The 21,065-nt window shown below is 43.0% G+C and carries 24 protein-coding genes and 1 riboswitch; of the genes, 11 read left to right on the top strand and 13 right to left on the bottom strand.

Going from position 1 to position 21,065, the window contains the following annotated elements:
* The first annotated feature begins 1,089 nt into the window (after positions 1 to 1,089).
* A riboswitch (TPP riboswitch) is annotated at positions 1,090 to 1,179 on the top strand.
* Positions 1,180 to 1,234: 55 nt separating this feature from the next.
* Positions 1,235 to 1,897: a thiaminase II gene (tenA, locus tag J3U75_RS09305; RefSeq protein ID WP_267391676.1), complete on the top strand. Its 663-nt coding sequence runs from the start codon at positions 1,235 to 1,237 to the stop codon at positions 1,895 to 1,897.
* A 277-nt stretch (positions 1,898 to 2,174) separates the two neighbouring features.
* Here tenA and J3U75_RS09310 read toward each other — a convergent pair whose 3' ends face one another.
* The 6 genes from J3U75_RS09310 to J3U75_RS09335 all read right to left on the bottom strand — a co-directional run bounded on the left by J3U75_RS09310 (position 2,175) and on the right by J3U75_RS09335 (position 9,143).
* Positions 2,175 to 2,411, bottom strand: a complete 237-nt coding sequence (locus J3U75_RS09310; protein WP_100156453.1) for a SlyX family protein — start codon at positions 2,409 to 2,411, stop codon at positions 2,175 to 2,177.
* 104 nt (positions 2,412 to 2,515) lie between these two features.
* Positions 2,516 to 2,671: a 50S ribosomal protein L33 gene (rpmG, locus tag J3U75_RS09315; protein WP_025329834.1), complete on the bottom strand. Its 156-nt coding sequence runs from the start codon at positions 2,669 to 2,671 to the stop codon at positions 2,516 to 2,518.
* 26 nt (positions 2,672 to 2,697) lie between these two features.
* A complete protein-coding gene (gene rpmB / locus J3U75_RS09320) occupies positions 2,698 to 2,931 on the bottom strand; it encodes a 50S ribosomal protein L28 (RefSeq protein WP_002216391.1) in 234 nt (77 codons plus the stop codon).
* A 258-nt stretch (positions 2,932 to 3,189) separates the two neighbouring features.
* Positions 3,190 to 4,692: an efflux transporter outer membrane subunit gene (locus J3U75_RS09325; RefSeq protein ID WP_267391873.1), complete on the bottom strand. Its 1,503-nt coding sequence runs from the start codon at positions 4,690 to 4,692 to the stop codon at positions 3,190 to 3,192.
* A complete protein-coding gene (locus J3U75_RS09330; RefSeq protein WP_267391874.1) occupies positions 4,689 to 7,901 on the bottom strand; it encodes an efflux RND transporter permease subunit in 3,213 nt (1,070 codons plus the stop codon). Before J3U75_RS09330 ends, J3U75_RS09325 begins: the two co-directional genes overlap by 4 nt.
* A gap of 12 nt (positions 7,902 to 7,913) precedes the next feature.
* Positions 7,914 to 9,143, bottom strand: coding sequence for an efflux RND transporter periplasmic adaptor subunit (locus J3U75_RS09335; RefSeq protein ID WP_267391875.1), 1,230 nt, complete (start codon positions 9,141 to 9,143; stop codon positions 7,914 to 7,916).
* Between the two features lie 310 nt (positions 9,144 to 9,453).
* Here J3U75_RS09335 and J3U75_RS09340 point away from each other — a divergent pair, with 310 nt between their 5' ends.
* On the top strand, positions 9,454 to 10,083 hold the full coding sequence (locus tag J3U75_RS09340; protein ID WP_267391876.1) for a TetR family transcriptional regulator: 630 nt from the start codon (positions 9,454 to 9,456) through the stop codon (positions 10,081 to 10,083).
* An 84-nt stretch (positions 10,084 to 10,167) separates the two neighbouring features.
* Here the strand turns inward: J3U75_RS09340 and J3U75_RS09345 are convergent, their stop codons facing one another.
* Positions 10,168 to 10,623, bottom strand: a complete 456-nt coding sequence (locus tag J3U75_RS09345) for a universal stress protein (RefSeq protein WP_100140865.1) — start codon at positions 10,621 to 10,623, stop codon at positions 10,168 to 10,170.
* Positions 10,624 to 10,799: 176 nt separating this feature from the next.
* On the opposite strand from J3U75_RS09345, the gene J3U75_RS09350 reads away from it, so the two are divergent.
* From J3U75_RS09350 to J3U75_RS09360, 3 genes are read left to right on the top strand one after another with little or no spacing between them, the layout of a single operon-like run.
* Positions 10,800 to 11,231, top strand: coding sequence for an acyl-CoA thioesterase (locus tag J3U75_RS09350; protein WP_267391877.1), 432 nt, complete (start codon positions 10,800 to 10,802; stop codon positions 11,229 to 11,231).
* Positions 11,232 to 12,134, top strand: coding sequence for a tyrosine-type recombinase/integrase (locus J3U75_RS09355; RefSeq protein WP_267391878.1), 903 nt, complete (start codon positions 11,232 to 11,234; stop codon positions 12,132 to 12,134). It abuts the gene before it with no gap.
* Between the two features lie 23 nt (positions 12,135 to 12,157).
* Positions 12,158 to 12,796 (top strand): LysE family transporter, encoded by a 639-nt coding sequence (locus tag J3U75_RS09360; RefSeq protein WP_267391879.1) that lies wholly within the window; start codon positions 12,158 to 12,160, stop codon positions 12,794 to 12,796.
* Positions 12,797 to 12,855: 59 nt separating this feature from the next.
* Here J3U75_RS09360 and J3U75_RS09365 read toward each other — a convergent pair whose 3' ends face one another.
* Positions 12,856 to 14,001, bottom strand: a complete 1,146-nt coding sequence (locus tag J3U75_RS09365) for a methionine aminotransferase (RefSeq protein ID WP_267391880.1) — start codon at positions 13,999 to 14,001, stop codon at positions 12,856 to 12,858.
* 138 nt (positions 14,002 to 14,139) lie between these two features.
* Here J3U75_RS09365 and J3U75_RS09370 point away from each other — a divergent pair, with 138 nt between their 5' ends.
* On the top strand, positions 14,140 to 14,877 hold the full coding sequence (locus J3U75_RS09370) for a carbonic anhydrase (RefSeq protein ID WP_267391881.1): 738 nt from the start codon (positions 14,140 to 14,142) through the stop codon (positions 14,875 to 14,877).
* A gap of 67 nt (positions 14,878 to 14,944) precedes the next feature.
* On the opposite strand, the gene J3U75_RS09375 is transcribed toward J3U75_RS09370, so the two are convergent.
* The 3 genes from J3U75_RS09375 to J3U75_RS09385 are packed head-to-tail and all read right to left on the bottom strand — an operon-like array spanning position 14,945 to position 15,817.
* Positions 14,945 to 15,112, bottom strand: coding sequence for a hypothetical protein (locus J3U75_RS09375; protein ID WP_267391882.1), 168 nt, complete (start codon positions 15,110 to 15,112; stop codon positions 14,945 to 14,947).
* 44 nt (positions 15,113 to 15,156) lie between these two features.
* Positions 15,157 to 15,672, bottom strand: a complete 516-nt coding sequence (locus J3U75_RS09380) for a ClbS/DfsB family four-helix bundle protein (RefSeq protein ID WP_267391883.1) — start codon at positions 15,670 to 15,672, stop codon at positions 15,157 to 15,159.
* Positions 15,656 to 15,817 carry a hypothetical protein gene (locus tag J3U75_RS09385; RefSeq protein ID WP_267391884.1) on the bottom strand — a complete coding sequence of 54 codons (162 nt, stop codon included), beginning with the start codon at positions 15,815 to 15,817 and terminating at the stop codon, positions 15,656 to 15,658. The genes J3U75_RS09380 and J3U75_RS09385 overlap by 17 nt, the downstream gene beginning before the upstream one ends.
* A 326-nt stretch (positions 15,818 to 16,143) precedes the next feature.
* Between J3U75_RS09385 and J3U75_RS09390 the strand changes: the two genes are divergently transcribed.
* The 5 genes from J3U75_RS09390 (at position 16,144) to J3U75_RS09410 (ending at position 19,342) form a co-directional block, all read left to right on the top strand.
* The gene (locus J3U75_RS09390) at positions 16,144 to 16,314 is read left to right on the top strand and encodes a hypothetical protein (protein ID WP_267391885.1); all 171 of its coding nucleotides are present in this window, start codon (positions 16,144 to 16,146) and stop codon (positions 16,312 to 16,314) included.
* Between the two features lie 7 nt (positions 16,315 to 16,321).
* A complete protein-coding gene (locus tag J3U75_RS09395) occupies positions 16,322 to 16,576 on the top strand; it encodes a Plug domain-containing protein (protein ID WP_267391890.1) in 255 nt (84 codons plus the stop codon).
* 328 nt (positions 16,577 to 16,904) lie between these two features.
* Positions 16,905 to 17,063, top strand: coding sequence for a hypothetical protein (locus J3U75_RS09400; protein ID WP_267391886.1), 159 nt, complete (start codon positions 16,905 to 16,907; stop codon positions 17,061 to 17,063).
* 473 nt (positions 17,064 to 17,536) lie between these two features.
* Positions 17,537 to 18,139: a DJ-1/PfpI family protein gene (locus J3U75_RS09405; protein ID WP_267391887.1), complete on the top strand. Its 603-nt coding sequence runs from the start codon at positions 17,537 to 17,539 to the stop codon at positions 18,137 to 18,139.
* A gap of 171 nt (positions 18,140 to 18,310) precedes the next feature.
* Positions 18,311 to 19,342: an AI-2E family transporter gene (locus J3U75_RS09410; RefSeq protein WP_100140875.1), complete on the top strand. Its 1,032-nt coding sequence runs from the start codon at positions 18,311 to 18,313 to the stop codon at positions 19,340 to 19,342.
* A 54-nt stretch (positions 19,343 to 19,396) separates the two neighbouring features.
* Here the strand turns inward: J3U75_RS09410 and J3U75_RS09415 are convergent, their stop codons facing one another.
* Both J3U75_RS09415 and J3U75_RS09420 read right to left on the bottom strand, forming a co-directional pair.
* Positions 19,397 to 20,596, bottom strand: coding sequence for an MFS transporter (locus J3U75_RS09415; RefSeq protein ID WP_267391888.1), 1,200 nt, complete (start codon positions 20,594 to 20,596; stop codon positions 19,397 to 19,399).
* Positions 20,597 to 20,638: 42 nt separating this feature from the next.
* Positions 20,639 to 20,833 (bottom strand): hypothetical protein, encoded by a 195-nt coding sequence (locus J3U75_RS09420; protein WP_267391889.1) that lies wholly within the window; start codon positions 20,831 to 20,833, stop codon positions 20,639 to 20,641.
* Positions 20,834 to 21,065 lie beyond the last annotated feature (232 nt).

Raw genomic sequence — 21,065 nt, forward strand, 5'->3', positions numbered from 1 at the left:
AAAAAAAAAACATCAAGATAACAGCTTATGAAATCAGAGGTAAAATAAAACTAGCAGATTGCTTCCAGTTAATCACGGAGTATAAAGAAATTGCTGAAGCAAGAAGAGAATTGCAACAATATAGTCAGTAAAAAATATGAAATGGTCTTTTATTAAACAGTATTAGCGAGCAGAGTATCCTGTCATTACTGAGAAAATTGTTTTAAAAACAAATTTCTGCTTTGCACAAATAATAATAATCTTAAATTACCTATGGGAACTGCAATCTATATATTTGTCCAGCACGTCCCAAAGGTAATATCTTAAATACCAACTTTACCTTATTTATGCATATTTTAACCATACTACGAAGTCAATTGTCACTACAAAATAATTAGCCATTAGTAGCCTAAAGCAGTTGAAACTACGAAAGACTCAGTTATATCGGCCGACGCTACAGGATGTAGGCAATTTAAAGCACTACGCATATTCAGATTTATAACTGAATTATTCTATAAGCCGAATAAGAATTATAGATAAACACCCACCTTTTATAAGACCAAATTTATTCAAATAAATAGCATATTTTGATTAGAAGTTATATTTTGTTGATTATTAAATTTTAAGTTTAATTTATGCTTAAACCGATAATTTATTCAAAGTAAGAGAAGTTTTATTAACAGTGATACAAATAAAAAACGAGTATTAAGCTAAACAAATGAAGTTACTTGCAGAATTCTGATAGTGATTATGGACAAAAGCAGAATAAAATAGAAGAAATAGATTATTATAAAAGAATAAAAAATAACCACATAAAACTTTAAATCAGTTAAGTCGATATCAAAACCTGATTCTAATAAATTTTAGATAATGACATAAAATTTTGAACATTTTATGCTGCTTTCAAAATCATTTTGGAAAGAGAACACAGAAGTGTAAAGATTTCTGCTGTAATACTGTAAAGAATTTTATGGGTCTACTATAAAGATACATCTTCGACAAATTAAAAATCATTTTATATTTATTGAAACCAAATGTAAATTAAGGTACATTTTTATTTTATGTATCAGCTATTAACGATAGCCTGACAAAATTTTCATACTTTGCTGGTTAATTTATCCGGGGTGCCATTGGCTGAGATTACACCCGTTGAACCTGATGCGGTTAATGCCGCCGAAGGGAGTATAAAACAAGCTTTTTGAAAGATAAGTCTGTTTTATTACTCCTTAATATATTATTTATTAAAGGAGCTCATATGTCATCATTTGAATCACTGATTGAATATTGCAAGGATGACTGGAATCGTTATATTCAGCATGATTTTGTGCAGCAGCTTGGCAAGGGAATTTTAGATAAATCATGTTTTCAGCATTATTTAAAGCAGGACTATCTTTTTTTAATCCAGTTTTCCCGTGCATGGGGTCTAGCGGTATACAAAAGCCATGATATTTTGGAGATAAGACAGGCTTTAGCCAGTCTGAAAGCAATTGTTGAAGTTGAATTGGATTTGCATGTTCAGTACTGCAAAGAATGGGGTATCAGCAAACAGGAGCTTGATAATCTGCCTGAAGCCGAAGCCAATGTTGCTTATACACGTTATATGCTGGATGCGGGTCAGCAGGGTGATTTATTAGATTTACATATTGCCCTTGCACCGTGTTTGATTGGTTATGGGGTGCTGGCACGCTGGATTGAACAACAATCATGGCATCAGGTACACAATAACCCATACCAAAGCTGGATTGATATGTATACTGGTGAAGAATTTCATGCGGCTATGGAGGCTGAGATTGAATGGATTAATCAGCGATTAGCTAATATTGATTCGCAACGTTTTCAAAAACTAGCTGAAATTTTTTCTAAAGCAACGCAGTTGGAAGCTGATTTCTGGCAGATGGGACTAAATAAGAGCTATTAAATACTTTTATGGTAATTTCCCGTCAAAAAGATGATGGGAAAGATTCAATATGAACTGGCATTATAGGATGCCTTTATTTAGTCGGATGAATCTTAAAATAAATTTGATTCATTCTGTAAACGCCAGCTATATTCACAGTTTGCGGTTTTGGGGTGGATAACCATGCTCCGTTCAGTGTATCTATCAGAGATATTTAAAACGATACATGATTGAATAATTATCGCTTTTTCCGAAAAGCAGTAGACAGCTTTTCCCTACTTTGGCTCTTAACTGTGTTTTAATAATGCGGCGGAATTTCATTAGCTGGATTAAACGGTTCATTATTGCTGTCTGCTTTATCCGGTAAACGTTGATACAGCAGGCGTAGTTGTGCCTGTTGTAAGTCAATAGTTTGTTGCAGTCGTGCTATGGTATCGCTTAAGCTTTGAACGGTTTCTTCTTGTAGGGCACTTTGTATTTCCAGTTCTTCGATGCGATGCTGCCATTGCATTAAGTTGTTGGTGATATTATCCATGGTACGGCTTTTCGTAAGTAATGGGTTCAGGCTTTGGGTTCAATAAATATGAAAAAAACCTGAGCAATTAGGCTGCTCAGGTTTTTCAAACCAGTATGAAACAATTATTTCAGTTTGGTTTCTTTGTACAGTACATGTTTACGCACTACTGGATCAAATTTTTTGATTTCAAATTTGCCAGACATGGTGCGTTTGTTTTTGGTAGTGGTGTAAAAATGGCCAGTACCAGCAGAGGATTCCAGTTTGATTTTGTCGCGCATTGCTCTATCCTTAAATCACAATATGATTAAGCTTCACCGCGAGCGCGCAGGTCGGCCAATACTACATCAATACCTACCTTGTCGATGGTGCGCAAGGCAGCGTTAGAAACGCGCAGGCGTACCCAACGGTTTTCACTTTCAACCCAGAAACGACGTGATTGCAGGTTAGGCAAGAAACGGCGTTTGGTTTTGTTGTTGGCGTGTGACACGTTGTTGCCACTCATCGGGCGCTTACCGGTCACTTTACATACACGTGCCATGGTTAACTCCAAACTTCTAATAATTTTGTAAAACGCGATTTATACCATGAAAAGCAGAATCTATTCAAGGGTTAAATCATTCTGTATAGCATGTACAGGTGAAATTGTTGCGCTTGAAGCAAGGACTGGTAGCCTGAGCCTTGCCTCGAAAACAGCTGGCTGAATGCTTAAGTTACAGCCAATGGTTATATTTTCAGCATATTTCCTGTACAGCTACAGGATGGCTGAGGTAATGCAGCCATCCTGACTAAGACACCATTAATGCACGGTGGTTGTGCTTGTGGTGGTCGTAGTGGTTACGGTGGTACTGGCAGCAGGTTCTGCTGTTTGTTGGTTCAGGCCACCACCCAGAGCTTTATAGATATCTGCACGGTTTTCCAGTAGGGTTTGCTGGGTACTGAGCAATGCCTGCTGTGCTGCATAGCTGTCACGCTCAGCATCCAGCTGCTCAAGCGAGCTGGCAATACCGTGTTTATAACGCAGCTGGGTTAGTTTGTAACGGTTGGTCTGAGCTTGCTCGCCACGACGTTTCGCTTCGTACTGTTTTTTCAGCGAATCACGTGCCACCAATGCATCAGCCACATCGCGGAAAGCTGCTTGTACAGTCTGCTCATATTGAGCTACGGCAATATTTTTACGAGCAGTGGCTAAATCCAGATTACCTTTGTTTTGTCCCCAGGTGAAGATGGGCAGTGTAATCTGCGGAGTAAAGCTCCATGTACGATTCGGACCGTTGAATAGGTGGCCGATATCGTTACTACCGGAACCAATACTACCAATCAGGCTAATACGCGGAAAAAAGGCTGCTCGAGCTGCGCCTATGTTGGCATTGGCTGATTTAAGAGCAAACTCTGCCGCACGCACATCAGGCCGCTGGTACAGGATGGTTGATGGCAAACCAACTGGTAATTCAGCATTCACAAACTGCTGGCTTAATGGAGCCGCGGCAGGCAGGTCATCTGGAAGAGGTTTACCAACCAGCAAGGTTAAGGCATTTTGTGCCTGATCCCGTGCCTGTTTGGCAGCTGCATAATCTGCACGCGCGGTTTCGATTTGTGCTTCAGCTACATCTACGTCTACCTGTGAAATCACGCCGGATTTGAATTGCAAATCAGTAAGACGCTTGCTTTCTTCACGTGAGGTTAATACGCGGCTGGATAAGTCCATTTGAGCTTGGGCGATGCGTTCATCAAAGTAAGCTTTAGCCACACTGGCGATTAGACTTATCTGGGTAGAATCGCGTACCTGCTTTTGCTGGAAATATTGATTCAGTGCAGCATCAGAAAGGCTTTTCACTCGCCCAAACAGATCCAGCTCGAAAGCGGTTACGCCTAAACCCACGTTGTATGATTCAGCGATATAGCTGGTTTGGCGGCCACTTGCATCACGCATAGCACTTAAATCCTGTGCTACACGTGAGCGGCCGCCATTACCAGTGGCACTTAGAGCCGGCAAACGATCTGCCCGTTGGATCACGTATTGTGCGCGCACAGCTTCGACATTCAATGCCGCGACGCGTAAATCACGGTTATTGGCCAAAGCCAGACTGATTATCTGTTTCAGGCGTTCATCAGCAAAGTAATCCTGCCAACCCAGATTGGCAGCCGCTACTTCACCGGCCCGCTGATTGTTGGCTGCTGCACCAGGAAAGGTTTCTGCCATTTCAACTTTTGGCTGGTGATAGCGTGGCGCCATCGAGCAGGCAGACATAACCCCGGCAATTAATACAGCCAACAGGGTAGGTTTTACAATGTGTTTCATGCTTTATCCTCTTTGTCTGTCTGGTTGCCGGACTGTATGCTGGCACTGCCATCACTGTTTACTGCAATTGGCAGGTTTTTGCTATTGTCAGGCGTGTTGCCATCTTGGTCGTTCTTTTTTCTGCTGAACAGACTACGTACAGTTGAATAGAACACAGGCACAAAGAACAAGGCCAGACAGGTACCAACTAACATGCCCCACAATACGCTGGTACCGATTGCACGCTGACTGGCAGAAGAAGCGCCATTGGCAAAATACAACGGTACTACACCCATGATGAAGGCAATAGAGGTCATCAGAATTGGACGGAAACGCAGATGAGCGGCAGCTAGTGCTGCTTCGAGCGGTGTTTTACCCTGCTCTTGCAGGTCTTTGGCAAATTCCACAATCAGAATGGCGTTTTTGGCACTCAGACCAATTACGGTAATTAGCCCCACTTGAAAATAAACGTCGTTTTCCATGCCACGCAACCACGTCCCCAGAACAACACCTAGCAAACCCAGAGGTACCACTAACATCACTGATAATGGAATGGTCCAACTTTCATACAAAGCGGCCAGACACAAAAACACTGCTAGTAGTGAGAACATATAGAGGATAGTAGACTGGTTACCTGCATCTTTTTCCTCTTTAGACAATCCTGTCCACTCATAACCAAAACCATCAGGCAGTTTGCTGGCAATTTTTTCCATTTCAGCCATAGCGTCACCTGTACTGTATCCAGGTGCAGCATTACCCGTAATAGACATCGCGGTGTAACCGTTATAGCGGATGGTCTGAGCCGGACCAGTAATCCAGCGGGTTTTGATAATGCCGGCCAATGGTACGAGCTGACCTTGCGCATTGTTGACGGTTAGTTTGTTCAGGTCTTCCGGAGTCATACGTGAAGCAACATCAGCCTGCACAATCACCCGCTGCATACGACCTTTATTCGGGAAATCATTTACGTAGTTGGAACCCAGTGCCGTGCTTAGTACAGTAGCAATATCGCCAAATGATACGCCTTGTGCATTGGCTGCATCACGATCGATATCAATTTGCAATTGCGGTTCATCTTCCATGCCATCTGGCCGTACCTGAGTCAATACTTTGCTTTCACGCGCCATTCCCAGTAGCTGATTACGCGCAGCCAACAATGCTTCATGGCCTTTACCGCCACGATCCTGCAGACGGAAGCTAAAGCCAGTACTGGTACCCAGCTCAGGAATGGATGGTGGCACCAGCGCGAAGATGTAACCATCACGTACGGATGCCATCATGGCTCCGGTAATGCGGTTGGCCAGTGCATTGGCACTGTGTTGTGCCCCACTGCGTTCTGACCAGTCTTTCAACACGAGGAAGCTCAAACCTACGTTCTGTCCCTGGCCGGTCATACTGAAACCAAGTACAGATACCATGTTTTTCACTTCAGGCTGCCGGAGGGTGAAGTCCTCCATCTTTTTGAAGGTATCCAGCGTACGGTGCTGAGTAGCGCCCGGTGGCAATTGAACCAGAGCAATGGAATAGCCCTGATCTTCTTCCGGTAGGAATGAAGTAGGCAGACGCAGCATGACAAACAGTGCACAGCCGGCAATAACCACATAGATGATAAACATGCGTACACTGCGATGCAGTACATAGGCTACTTTGGATTCATATTTTTTGGTACCGCTGGTAAATTTGCGGTTAAACCAACCAAAGAAACCTTTTTTCTCTTCTTCATGCTCGGTAATCGGTTTGAGCAGTGTGGCACATAAAGCCGGTGTCAGCGACAAAGCAAGAAATGCGGAGAAGAAGATGGCTACAGACATCACCACAGAGAACTGCCGATAAATATTACCGGTAGACCCAGAAAAGAACGCCATCGGGATAAATACGGTAATGAGTACGACAGTAATACCCACCACAGCACCTGAAATCTGTCCCATAGCTTTTTCGGTAGCTGGCTTCGGCGGTAAATGTTCGTCTGCCATGATACGTTCGACGTTTTCTACCACCACAATGGCATCATCAACCACGATACCAATCACCAACACCATCGCAAACATGGTAAGTACGTTAATCGACAGGCCGGCAAAATACATAATGGTGAATGCGCCCAGCAATGCAATCGGCACCACGATGGTCGGTATCAGGGTGTAGCGAATGTTTTGCAGGAACAGCAGCATTACCAAGAATACCAGTACGATGGCTTCTACCAGTGTATGAACTACTTTTTCAATAGAAATGCTGACGAAAGTAGAACTATCGTACGGTGCAGACCAGCTCATGCCTGCCGGGAAATATTTCTGTAATTCTGCTAGCTTGGCTTTAACTGCATTGGCAGTGGCCAGTGCATTACCTTTGGTAGTCAGCTGAATACCAGCACCGACTACGTCTTTACCATTCAAACGGGCGCCAGTTGAGTAATCCTGTTTACCCAGCTCTACGCGGGCAACGTCTTTCAGACGTACCAGCGAGCCATCAGTATTGGCTTTAACAATGATATTCTCGAACTGTTCAACTGTTTTTAGCTGTCCAGGAACAACAATAGTTGCAGTGGTCTGAATATTGTCTGGAGAGGGTAAGGCACCTAGGCTACCGGCAGAAATCTGCTGATTCTGTGCTGCCACAGCAGCATTAACTGCAGCCGGTGTCAGATTCACACTGCGCAGTTTGTCTGAATCCAGCCAAATGCGTATGGCACGTTCGGAGCCGAACACCATCACGTTACCCACCCCATCGATACGTTGCAGCTCTGGCTGAATATTACGTGCCACATAGTCCGCCATATCTGCCGGGGTCAGATTGGGATTATCGCTGGTATACATGGTTACCATCAGGAAGTTACTGCGTGATTTGGCAATCTGTACACCGGTTTGTTTTACCATAGCCGGCAGACGCGGTTCAGCACGCGACAAAGCATTTTGCACATTCATCTGCGCAATATCGTCATCGGTGCCTGGATAGAAGGTTAAGGTTAAGGTACCGGTACCATTGGACAAAGATTTAGCTTCCATGTAGTCCAAATTTTCCAGACCGTTCATCTCACGTTCGATACGTGACAACACCGTATCTTCAATAGTCTGAGCGTCAGCACCTGGATAGGAAATGGTAAGGGTAATAGAAGGAGGGGCTACCGTCGGATACTGTGCAACAGGTAGCTTGGTAATACACACTATACCGGCAATGATGATGAACAAAGCCACCACCCATGCAAAAATCGGTCGGTTAATAAAAAATCGTGACATATTACTTAATCCTTACTTGGCTTGTGAGGCAGATGCCGCAGAAGCCTTAGGTGCGGAAGCTGTTGTGGCTGATGGTGCACTTGGTGCACTGGCTGCGGTCGCTTTCCATGGCTGAGTTTGTACTTTCTTGGCTCCGGTTAACTGCACCAGTGCTAGGCCATCCATTGCAACTTTATCCCCTGCGCGGAGACCACCACTGATTACCCAGTTGGTGCCTTTCTGCTGTACAACAGTTACCGGACGAACAGCCAAACTACCATCGGCATTAACTACTGTAACCGTATCACCACTGGCACCACGGGTTACTGCCTGCTGCGGCAACACGATAGCGTTCTGAATTTCAGCTTGCGGAATTTCTACCCGTACAAATTGCCCAGGCAGTAACATATCATCATCATTTGGAATTTCCGCACGCACTTTCACTTCGCCCGTGCCTTCGTCTACTGTCATATCAGTAAACAGCAGACGCCCTTTTTGAGGATATTCACTGCCATCATCCAGTTTGATAGCTACTTCCACTGCACCATTGATAGTTTTCATTTTGCCAGAAGCAATATCCTGACGGATTTTCATAGCCTGAGCTGCAGTCTGGGTCAGATCCACATATAAAGTATGTGTTTGCTGAATCAGCGCCAGCTGCGTTACATCGCCCTGTCCGACCAAAGCGCCTTCAGTCACCAAAGCTTTGCCGATACGACCAGAAATTGGTGCGCGTACATAAGCATAACCTACATTTATCTGCGCAGTTTTTATTGCAGCCTGTGCACTTTCAATCTGTGCATGTGCCAGACGCTGCTGAGCTATGGCCTGATCAAATTCCTGTTTACTGATGGCATTGGCGGCTACCAGCGGACGATAGCGAACCACGTCTGCATCAGCTTTTACTGCATTGGCTTGTGCTGTGGCCAAACTTGCACGGGCAGACTGTAATGAAGCTAGGTAAGGTGCATTGTCAATCTGGAACAATGGCTGCCCTTCCTTAACATAAGTGCCTTCTGTAAATAAGCGTTTCAGCAGAATACCGGCCACACGAGCACGTACTTCTGATTCGCGAATCGGCTTTAAACGGCCGGTCAACTCTGTGTCTACTGTAACCGTCTGTGGTTGTACCGTCAGCACGCTGACCATTGGCGCCTGTGGTGCTGGTCCGTTGTCTTTTTTGCCACATGCAGCTAAAGCCAGCGCACTGGCCAGCACTATCGCACTGATGCGCCATTTATCTGCTCTTCGATTCGTTCCCATACTCACCTCAATATGTGCATATATAATTAAAAATTAAATGAATTTTTACTCTGCTGCGCTATAAATATGACACAAATAGCGCTGGTGACGCCATTGCGGGCTGTCAGATAAAAATATCCGACAACCTGCTTATGCGACAACAGACGATTTAATCAGGAATAACTTTACGCTGCGCATTATACATGCAACAATGTATGTATACCAGATGCAATAAATTTATAACTTAGTTATTTTAATCAAAAATACATGTGTCAATCTGGATTAAATACAGATTTGCCTAATTTAATGTACAGATAAACGGAAATTTATTATGCGCAAGACCAAAGAGGAAGCTTTGCAAACCAGAGATGACCTCATGGCCGCTGCTTTGGATATTTTTTACCGGCGCGGCGTCAGCCGTGCATCTTTACAGGAAATCGCCAGCGCGGCCGGTGTCACACGTGGTGCGCTCTATTGGCATTTTAAAAATAAGGAAGACTTGTTTGACGCGTTATTCCAACAGGTTTTCAGTAAACTGAGTGAGCAGCTGCGCCATGATATTGACACCAGCTCGCCGGATGCACTACACAACCTTATGCGGGCACTGAATCAGATGTTCCAACGTATGGCCAATGATGAGCGTTATCGAAAATTCTGCTATATCCTGCATTTAAATTGTGAGCATACTGAAGACAACCGCGCAATTGTGGCGTTGTTGCAAAAATACCAAAATCTATGGTGGCAGAATTTATGTGCTGTGTTTCAGGTATGTTGCCAACAACATATTCTGCCAGAAAACATTAATATACGGCAGGCAGCCTTGTATTTTCAGGCACTATTTATCGGATTGACCAACCTGTGGCTAACCGACCCGCATAATATCGATATCACCAGCATTGCACCAAACTTTATCAATATTGCACTCGAGTCACTGCACCATAATCCAAATCTGCGCCAATAGTACATAGCGTTTTGCCAGTATGATTAAAACATAAAATTATTGTCATCAGCTCGTTTCAGAATGGGAAACAATAGCTTGTCAGTTTTAATCATCTTCCCGTACTCGTAGCAGCATCACCGGAATATCAGATTGCCGCAATACCCCTTCTGCTACCGAACCCATTAGAATGTGCATGAAGCCACTGAATCCATGGGTACCCATCACTAGTAAATCAACATTATGCTCCGTGGCTTCCTGAATCAACATATCAGCCACCTTATCACCAGCACTCTCAATCACCTCAACCTCGTATTGCAGACCGGATTCCTGAAGCATTTTCTCTGCTTGCTCCAGTCCTTTCTTACCGGCAGCATTGACTGCTTTACGCACTTCTTCAGATGGCAAAGCACCAACACCTCCCCAGCTAAACTGTGCTAGATCCACCACATTGACTACTCGTAAAACAGCATTTTGGCACAATCTGGCCAGCATGATGGCTTCCTGTAAGGCTCGTTTCGCAGCCGCACTTTCATCTACCGGTACCATAATTTTGTGATACATCGTTATTCTCCCTGCTCAACAAACCATAACCTGATTTGAATTAAACTGAAAAACATCAATATAACCAGAAAACTACTGGCAAAGCTTAGCACAAATTTGCCTGAAGTAAACGCCAGTCCATCAACGTTTCTTTTAAAACCTGCTACCATCTAGCTTGCATTCATAAAGGATAACCCATGAGTCGCATTCAAATTGAAACGCCAGAAAAATGGTTGTTTCACACGCGCATCAAAGTACAGATAGGCGATATTAATTACGGCAACCATCTTTCAAACGATGCCATACTACGCCTTTGTCATGAAGCGCGTATGCGTCTACTTTCAAATTACGGATTCAACGAAATAGATATTGGCGGTACCGGCCTGATTATGCTGGATGCCGCTCTGCAATTTCAGGGACAGGGATTTTATGGCGATGAACTGGATTTTGACTTAGGAATTACCAACCTAAGCAATACAGGTTTTACCCTGATATACAAATTGCATCGCACCCGTGATGGTGCTGCCATTGCCATGGTAAAAACCGGCATGGCTTTCTTTAATTACGAGCGCCAGCGCATTAGCCGCACACCTGAAATTTTCCGCAGCGCGATCGCTCGGGGTAATTGAATGAAGCAAGCTTCTACCTCTTACTGGACATTATGGAATGAGTTTTTCCAGCATTTACAACAGCGCGGATTATCTCCCTTAACCAGCACTGCCTACGAACGTGATTTAATTCAGCTGAGTCAGCTTTTACCGGAAAATCTCAGCCCATTGAATATCACTCGTCTGCATTTGGTAGGCGCTCTAAAAAAACTCAGTGGTCTGGGAGATAAGCCTGCCTCACTGGCACGCAAACTCAGTACATGGCGGACTTACTTTAATTTTCTGCAACAACAGGGATACATCACCGCCAACCCTACCAGTAACATCAAAGCACCCAAAGCCGGTGCCCGCTTGCCTAAAGCAGTACCGGCCGAAAAACTCAATCAGGCTTTTGACCATGCTTGTGCCAGCGACCCGCTGTCCCTACGGGATCAGGCTATTTTCGAATTATTGTATGGCAGCGGATTACGTCTGAGCGAATTGGTGCAACTAGACTTACACCATCTAATGCTGGAAGAAAATTGGGTACATGTGCGAGGTAAAGGCAATAAGCAACGTCAGGTCCCTTTAGGACAAAAAAGTATCGAAGCTTTACAGAATTATCTACCGCACCGCTACGCGGTTTCTGGCGAAAATGCAGTATTTACTAGCCGGCGTGGCACCCGCCTGAGCGCACGTCAAATTCAGAATCGTCTGAATATCTGGTCCATTACTCACGGTAGCGACCGCCATTTATCCCCGCATATGCTGCGGCACAGTTTTGCCAGCCATGTATTACAAAGCGCCCACGATATCCGCGCGGTACAGGAGCTGCTCGGACACAAATCCATCAGCACAACTCAGCAATATACCAAACTCGATTTCAACCATTTGGCACAGATTTACGACAATACACATCCACGTGCCAAACGCCGTAACAAATAGCCGTTTTTATCTGAATCTGTATTATGCTTAGTCAAACCCAATCCATGATTGTCAGCATCGTGCTACTTAACCTGCTCGGCCAGCTGTCCCCTGGGCCGGATATGCTGATAATCAGCAAAACCGCTCTAAACCACTCACGACGTGCAGCATTCTTCGTTGCGCTGGGCATCACCACCGGAGTGGCTTTCTGGCTGACTTTGACCATTGAAGGCTATAGTGCCATACTGCACCAGCTACCATGGCTGCAAAACACTCTTATGCTGGCCGGCGGCTCCTACCTCATTTATTGCGGCTGGCAAATGTTACAAACCGTTATTCCTAAAAATAACGTTACTGTTCAACCCCTACAAGAAAAACATTTTTTTTGGAAAGGCCTGATTACCAACCTATCCAATCCCAAAATCGTTCTTTATCTTGGCAGCGTTATGTCTATGGCCATGGCAGATGTTCATAAGCCAACTTTAAAATATGAAATTATGATTATTTTGCTGGTACAAGTACTTCTTACCTTGTGCTTGATGTTGTGGCTGTTTTCTTTACCCGTGGTCAAACGCAACTACTTGAACTGGTGCCTGATTATCGACCGTATCGGCGGCTTTGCATTTATTGGCTTTGGCGGCTGGCTATATTTACAGGTCTTTAGCAGCTGGCTCCACCACTAATACTAAGCAACAAGACAGATTCAAAAATCTGTCTTTTCCCCCATCTCAAAGTATTCTTCTCACACCGCACACAGCAACTCTACCGCCTGCTCCAACGTTTCCTGTCGCTTAGCAAAACAAACCCGTATACATTGCTGGCTAAAACCATCATGATAAAACGCAGCCAAAGGTATTGTCGCCACTTTATATTTAGCCACTAGCTCACGCACAAACTCAGTTTCAGATGCAGTACTAATAGCACTATAATCCAAAAGCATAAAATACGTACCCTGCGGCACATAGACTTTAAAACGTGAATTGCTTAAACCCGCCAGCAGAAAATCGCGTTTTTGCTGAAAAAAGTGTCCCAGATTCTCGTAGTGTGACGCATCGGCCAGATAATCAGCAATCGCATATTGCGTAGAAGTATGCACACTAAATACATTAAACTGATGCACCTTACGAAACTCAGCCATCAAGGCCGGCGCAGCCACACAGTAGCCCACTTTCCAGCCTGTAGCATGCAACAATTTGCCAAACGAGCCCACAACAAAAGTTCTCTCCCGTAACAGCGGCTGTGTCAGCAAAGTTTGTGGTCGGGCATCATCAAACACCAGATGCTCATATACTTCATCACTTAACACAAAAATATCATTATTCAGCACTATCTCAGCCAAAGCCGTTACATCAGCTTTATTGAATACCCGACAGGCCGGATTGTTTGGATTATTCACAATAATCAACCGTGTACGCGCCGTAACCAACGATCGGACGAAATCCCAGTCTATTGAAAAATTTGGTGCAGCCAGCTGTACCGGAACCACTTTACCCCCAAACAATGAAACCGCAGGTGCATAGCAATCATAAGCTGGCTCAAAAATGATTACTTCATCATCCGGACGAATCAGCGCTGCAACAGTGGTAAAAATCGCCTGCGTTCCGCCTGCCGTAACCGTAATTTCCTGTTCCGCATCCACACTCAGCCCATGCACCCGCTGAAACTTTTCCTGGATACGCAGTCGCAAACCCACCACACCGGCCATAGGCGCATATTGATTATTTCCCGCACGCAGATAATGCTCTACCAGTTCGATTAATTGCTTATCTACCGTATAGTCAGGAAAACCCTGAGACAAATTTAGCGCATCATACTTTGCGGACAAAGCCGACATGACACTGAAAATCGTTGTTCCTACATTGGGCAGCTTAGATTGCAGATTCAGCATAATTTTCACCTACGAAAAAATCATCATATAACCATCCAACCAAATTTAACAATTAGTTTTTATTAACCAACACAAGTATTCACATCACCAACAAAGAAGACTAAACTATTCGCATAATTTACAAAAGGAAACTAAATCATGAAAAAAAGCATTTTAGGATTATGTCTCACCCTTGGACTCGCTGGCTCTGCCATGGCTCAGACTCACTGGGGTTATCAAGGTGACTATGCACCGGAAAATTGGGGAAAAATGTCTGACGCGCAAACCTGCTCCACAGGTAAAACCCAATCCCCGATAGACATCTTTGATAGCAAAACCAACCATAAACTTCCACCTCTGAAATTCGACTATCGCCATGCCGATATTAAACAGATAGTCGACAACGGCCATTCCCTTCAGTTCAATTTCGACTCAAACAGTAACCTGACCTACAACAATAAAACTTACACACTGGTTCAGTTCCATGCCCACGAACCAGCTGAACACACTATCAACGGTATACGCTATCCTCTTGAGCTGCATTTTGTACATCAGGCCGCTGACCACAGCAATTTAGTTGTAGCAGTATTTGTACAAGAAGGTCAGCAAAACTCCTATTTTGAAAAATTGTCTGTATTCAAAAAACTGGCTAAAAATGGTACCGAAAACACTGATATCTTATTTAATCCCGAACACCTCTACCCGCACAATCATAGCTATTACCGCTATACCGGCTCTTTGACCACTCCACCATGCAGCGAACCCGTAACATGGATATTATTCCGCCAACCGATTACGTTATCCAAAGCAGAAATTGCAGAAATCGCACAATACCTACCTAAAAATAACAACCGCCCCGTGCAACCACTGAACAACCGCATAATAGAAAACAACTGAGCCCATCCTCTTATGCAAGCAGTCAGGCCACAAATAGCCTGACTGTAAATTTTTCAGTACACCACAATCAAACGCGCATAAACATAACGAATCCATTGCTTAGAATTTCATCTAAAGTAGCATGGCGTAATTTATCAAAAGAATCAAGTTCCATTTGTTCAAGTCTGTCAATAATTTCGCTACCCACAAATTTTAGTTGTAACAATAGTTGTGGCTCTGTTTCTGAAAAAGCCATATCAATTCCTAATTGATTACATTGATATTAATTTTAAGTTACGTTTAAACTAGTGCACTTAACTTTTTCCACTTTCTGATTTTGGTTCGAAATGATTTAAACGGTGCCACAGAATTGATATGAATAAAGCGTGCTACCGTCCAAGATTCAGGGAAAGGTTTAGTCCAATTACGTTTGTCTTTAATAAATAACGTATCATCATCCAAAGATTCAATCCAATTATTCCAGATAACAAGTTTCTCGTTAAATAATGTAATCAATTCTTGTAATGAATAATCCTGATAAATCTTATAAAAGTGTTGATATAATGTGCCTAACTGATTCCATTTGTAGCCTTCTGCAGGTAATGTTGGGGTTTGTCCTGCAAGTTCTTCATCATCCCAAGACTTAACAAGATCCAACCATCCTAACTGATAAGCAATCATTTGCGCAGGAGTACGATCTACACCATGAATTAACTCATCTTTTTGAGATTCTGTTAATGTATCAAATTCTTCAATAAACAATTTAGCGGTTTTGTTTATTTCATTCAATAACTGTTGTTTACTGGTATAAGCCATAGGGCAAACTATCCTTATTTTCTTTATTTTTAAACTGCTTTAATTCTTCATCAATAAAATAACGAACCAAATTTGCATATAACTCTTTAATAATATCGCCATTTAGTCCTAACTCATTGGCCCAAAGCTTCCGTTGCTCAAGCATAGTGTCAAAACGAGCCTTGGCTTGTACAGCACTAGCACTTTTTTAAATTCACTAGCAGCATTAACATATTCAAAGCGAGCCCAATAGCTTAATAACAGTGTGATCAATCTGATCTATCTCTAAACGAATATCTTCCATATTACAACTCCATTCCAAAATATTTTTTCAATTAACAAAAAGCTTCATATTCAGCACAAAACACAGCATTAAAACCATAATTTGAGTTTAAAATTAAAATAAATATACACCCATAACAAATTAAATTAAAATACCAATAAGAATAATTATAATTTTAATTTATCTTAACCTTTACCAGTCAGGCTCTCATGCAACCCGCCTGTCATACCCGTTTTCTCTCTCCAGTTTGTACTGTTTACGCCAGCTTATTTATTATGCAACCGGTTCTGGCCGAGGATCAAAGTAAACACAACAACATTAACAGCTACGCCCTGCCCACCATTAGTCATCGCCAGCAAACCCAACAAAGATTTAGTTAACACCATCATCCTCAGACAGCCACAGTTAGACACCATTCAGTCCAACAATATTGCCTCATTACTCGAGTATCTGCCCGGCACCAGCATGGTAGGTTCACCTCGACCAGGTGGACAAAAAATCAATATTTGGGGATTAAGCGACCCCGAAGACGTACCTGTAACCGTAGACGGTTCCCTCAAAACTTTTGATAAATACCGGCAAGGTTTCGTCTTCATCGAACCCGAACTCATCAAAAATTACCGTCAGCAAAGGTCCGCATAACCCCACCGTCAGTAACGGAGGCTTCGGCGGTTCCATCAAACTGGATACCAAAGATGCCAGCGACTTTTTGCGCGAAGGTGAAAATATAGGCGCACTAATCAAGTATGCCCATGCCAGCAACAATATCCAGAACAATTGGTCAGGTGCCTTATTCGCCCAAAGTGATAACCGTATGTTCGATATATTGGCCTATTACACCAATTGAGATGCTCATAACATCAAACGGCCAGATGGCAGCAAATTTTTTTATTCAGCCTATCAACAGCAGAGTGGTTAAATCAAAGGCAACATCCGTCCGAATAGCGACCATAAAATAAGTTGGTCAATAATGAACAGCAATCACAGCGGCTGGGAACCATTTGCCGCCATGCGCGACGAAATGCCCTACCCCAGTGAGGCTGAAATCAAAAAATACGGACTAGATGGCGCATGGAAACGCAAACTGGTGTACCGCATAAAACGACAAAAGCGCCAATCGCACCTATGAATACACGTCCGATAGCCCACTCATTAACCTAAGTAAGTGCTTAAATTACTTAAAACCCACCAGCATGATACCCGTCCCGAAAACGCCTCCAATTTTGCCTCCAGCAATATGGGCAATGAAAGCTGGAAGGCTCTATATTTTGCAACGTTAGCTCTAACTACTTCCCAGTATGTGCGCTTAACAGCAAATATTGGCTGTCCATTCTATGCTTATTTTTTTGTAAAAATATTTTTATCCTGATTAAAAAATTTTTTTCTGATTTATCTGTTTTACTAAAACCTGCGTTAAATAATTATTATGTATATTAACCGGCAGAGACTATGCTACAAAATTCTAAAAAATTTTTTACTTTTTATCTGATTAAAAATTTTTCAGAAAACTCAGAGAACTCTGCTATTCTGTTAGTACAACAAATTGCTTATTATGCCTAGCAACTTAATATATCTCTGCCACAGATGACAAAGGAAAATCAGATGCAAATTACCATCCTGCTTTACCCAGACTTTGAAACACTAGATGTATTCGGGCCAGTAGAAATATTTGGCAAAGTACCGGACTGGCACATACAGTATTATTCACAAAACGGTGGTCTTATCTGCAATCAGGATAACATCAGTATCTCAACTGAAAACTTTGCATCCATTCCCCAAAATATAGATACCCTTTTTATACCCGGTGGGCCCGGCACACGTATCCTGATACAGCAAACTGATTTTATCCAGCAACTAAAATCACTAGCACAAAAAAGCAAGTATGTGCTCACCGTTTGTACCGGCAGCGCCCTGCTGGCCAAAACTGAATTACTCGATGGACGTCAGGCTACATCCAACAAACGCGTCTTTGACTGGGTAAAAACCTCATCAGCAAAAACCAAATGGATAGAAAAAGCCCGCTGGATTACAGACGGCAAATACTACACCTCTTCCGGTATCAGTGCCGGAATGGACATGGCATTAGCATTTGTGCAAAACAGAACTGATAAAAATACCGCTGAAAAAATTGCCACCAGAATCGAATACCACTGGCAGCAGGACAGCCAGCAAGATGCATTTTGTTCGAACAATCAACCAAATTAGAAACAGCCTAATAATAGCTAAATCATTACACAATCAAGCACATAAAAGGTATTGCGAATTTGTGTGCAAAGTAACCTCATACTGTTTACACAGAATAACACCAGCAGGCAGTATGATATTCAGCGCAAAGTCACCCCATAAGCCCTATCAGAATCGGATTAAAAATCAACCATGCTGTTAAACGAACAACAAAAAATCGGCCTGTTTTTCGTCGTATTGTATTCAATATTTTTTATCATATTTATGCAAATACACCTGATGTCTGGCGTGATTTCCGGCCTCCTTACCTATACTCTTACCCAGAAATTGGAAGATTATCTGGCCACCAGAATGCAGCGCTGGGGTAGCAAAGCCAAAATTTTTTCAGTACTTTTGCTGTCACTGCTCATCATGATCTTACTCATAGGCGGTTTCAGCTATCTTATCAGCTGGGTAATCAGCGTAGCCAAAGACCCCCAGCAGACTCTTACTCACATACAGAATCTCTTTAACAGCATCGCCAGTGCCTTGCCAAAAGAATTAAGTAATTACCTTCCGGATGATCTCGTAGAATTACGCGCCAATGCTCTTAACTTCATTAAAGAGCATGTACTTTACTTGCAATCAGTCATTAAACAACTTTTTCACTCCCTACTTATCATTATAATTGGCATGATAATCGGTTTAATCGCCGGCTATCAGCAGAACAAGCGCAGTATCAACGAAACCTCAACCTCTCCCACCATCTACATGCAGGCACTCAAAGATGGCCTCGACCGTCTGGTGCTGGTTTTCCAATACGTTGCTTTCTCTCAGGTAGTCATTGCATTATTCAATGCCATCATGACAGCCATCTTCCTATTAATTGTTCTACCCATCTTCGGCATACACCTGCCCTTCAGTAAAAGCCTAATACTTGCCACTTTCGTACTCGGCCTCATACCCATCATCGGCAACTTAATTGTCAATACCATTATGTGTCTGGTTGGCTTCACAGTTTCCTTCTGGATAGCAGTAATTGTACTCATCTATTTAATTATCATTCACAAAGTCGAATATGTACTCAACGCCAAAATTGTCGGCAGCAAAATACATGCAGGCATCTGCGAATTATTGATTGCCATGGTATTTTCTGAAACTTTGTTTGGTGTAATTGGGCTTGTATTTGCCCCCATTTTTTACGCCTTTCTAAAACTGTCTCTCAAGCAGCTAAAAATCATTTGACTCAGTTCATCAGCAGACAACAAAAAAGGCCATCAACCATGGCCTTTAATCATTTCAGCGTTTATAGTGCTCCACATCCGGTAACAAAACCGTCAGCATGCCCAGCAACGGCAAAAAAGAGCAGAACTTAAAAATAAGCTGCAAACTGGTTTTATCGGCCACATAACCCAACACCGCAGCCGCAATACCACTCATACCGAACATCAGACCAAAAAACAGTCCAGCAATCAAACCTACCCGCCCCGGTATCAACTCCTGTGCATACACGATAATAGCCGCAAAAGCTGAAGAAATAATCAGACCAATCAAACAGCTCAGCACCGCCGTACCCCAAAGATTGGCATACGGCAAAGCCAGCGTAAATGGCGCAGCCCCAAGAATAGAAAACCAGATAACATACTTGCGTCCGACACGATCGCCAATCGGTCCGCCGGCAAACGTACCAATCGCCACACAGGCTAAAAACAAAAACAGAAACAGCACCGCCGTTTGCTTTGGCAAAGCAAATTTTTCTATTAAATAAAAACTATAATAATTACTCATACTGGCCATATAAAAATACTTGGAAAAAATCAGCACAGCCAGAATAAATAATGCTAAAACTGTTTTATTACGGTCATAAGGTAAAACTCTATTTACTGCCTTCTTGTGTTTGCTAGCCGCCAAATGATGAGCACTCCATGCACTTATCCGACTGAGCAAAGCAATAGCCAAAACGCCAATACATACAAACCACAGAATATTAGCTTGGCGGTTATATTTCAGCACCACAAAACTCACCAGCAACGGCCCCAGTGACGAACCTAGATTACCTCCTACCTGAAACGCCGATTGTGCCAGACCATAGCGGCCTGCCGAAGCATTACGCGCCACACGCGAAGCTTCCGGATGGAAAGTAGACGAACCAACACCTAGAAAAGCGGCTGCTACCAGCAACAAATAAAATTGATTTGCCAAACCCAGCAGACACAAACCAAATGTCGTCGAAACCATTCCCAAAGGGAGCAAGTAAGGTTTCGGATGTTTATCCGTATAAAAACCAATCACTGGCTGCAAAATCGAAGCCGTAAACTGATAAACCAGACTAATACAGCCCACCTGTGCAAAAGTTAAGCGGTACTTTTCTTCCAGTAAAGGATAAGTGGCCGTGAGCATCGACTGAATCAGGTCATTACACAAATGCGCACCGGCCACCATCAAAATGACTGAGAGAAACAACTGATTAGAAGATAACTGCTTATCCTGATGATTCATAACATTCAATTCACGGCGATTATTAAAATAATAACAACTAATTTATCTACCAACAGAAGTTTGCAGATAATCACTAATCTTCTTCGTTTCCCGTCCAATTCCCTCCAGACAGTAATTCCAACCACTGATTAGCGTATACAGATTGCCTGCAAAACGTACCATTTCTGCCGCATCGACCGTAGCCATACTGCCCAGACCATCACGTTCAGCAAGCAGCTTAACTAGTTTACGCAACATATTAGTAAAACTTAACTGTTCCAATTCACAACAATCTAATAAACAAGTCAAATTTTCATAACTAAGCAAATTTGCTTTTTTAACCAGCGGCACAGAATTATCCTCATCTACCGTAACAAATTTTGTATTCAGTAATAACACACCCGTTGTTCGCTCATTGAATCTATCCAACGCAGCGGCCATCGTAGTGTACGAAGCGCTGCGGCAGCAGGGGTTCGCCGGTTTGTCTTAA

The organism is Snodgrassella sp. B3088, from assembly GCF_026535815.1.
Classification (GTDB): domain Bacteria; phylum Pseudomonadota; class Gammaproteobacteria; order Burkholderiales; family Neisseriaceae; genus Snodgrassella; species Snodgrassella alvi_E.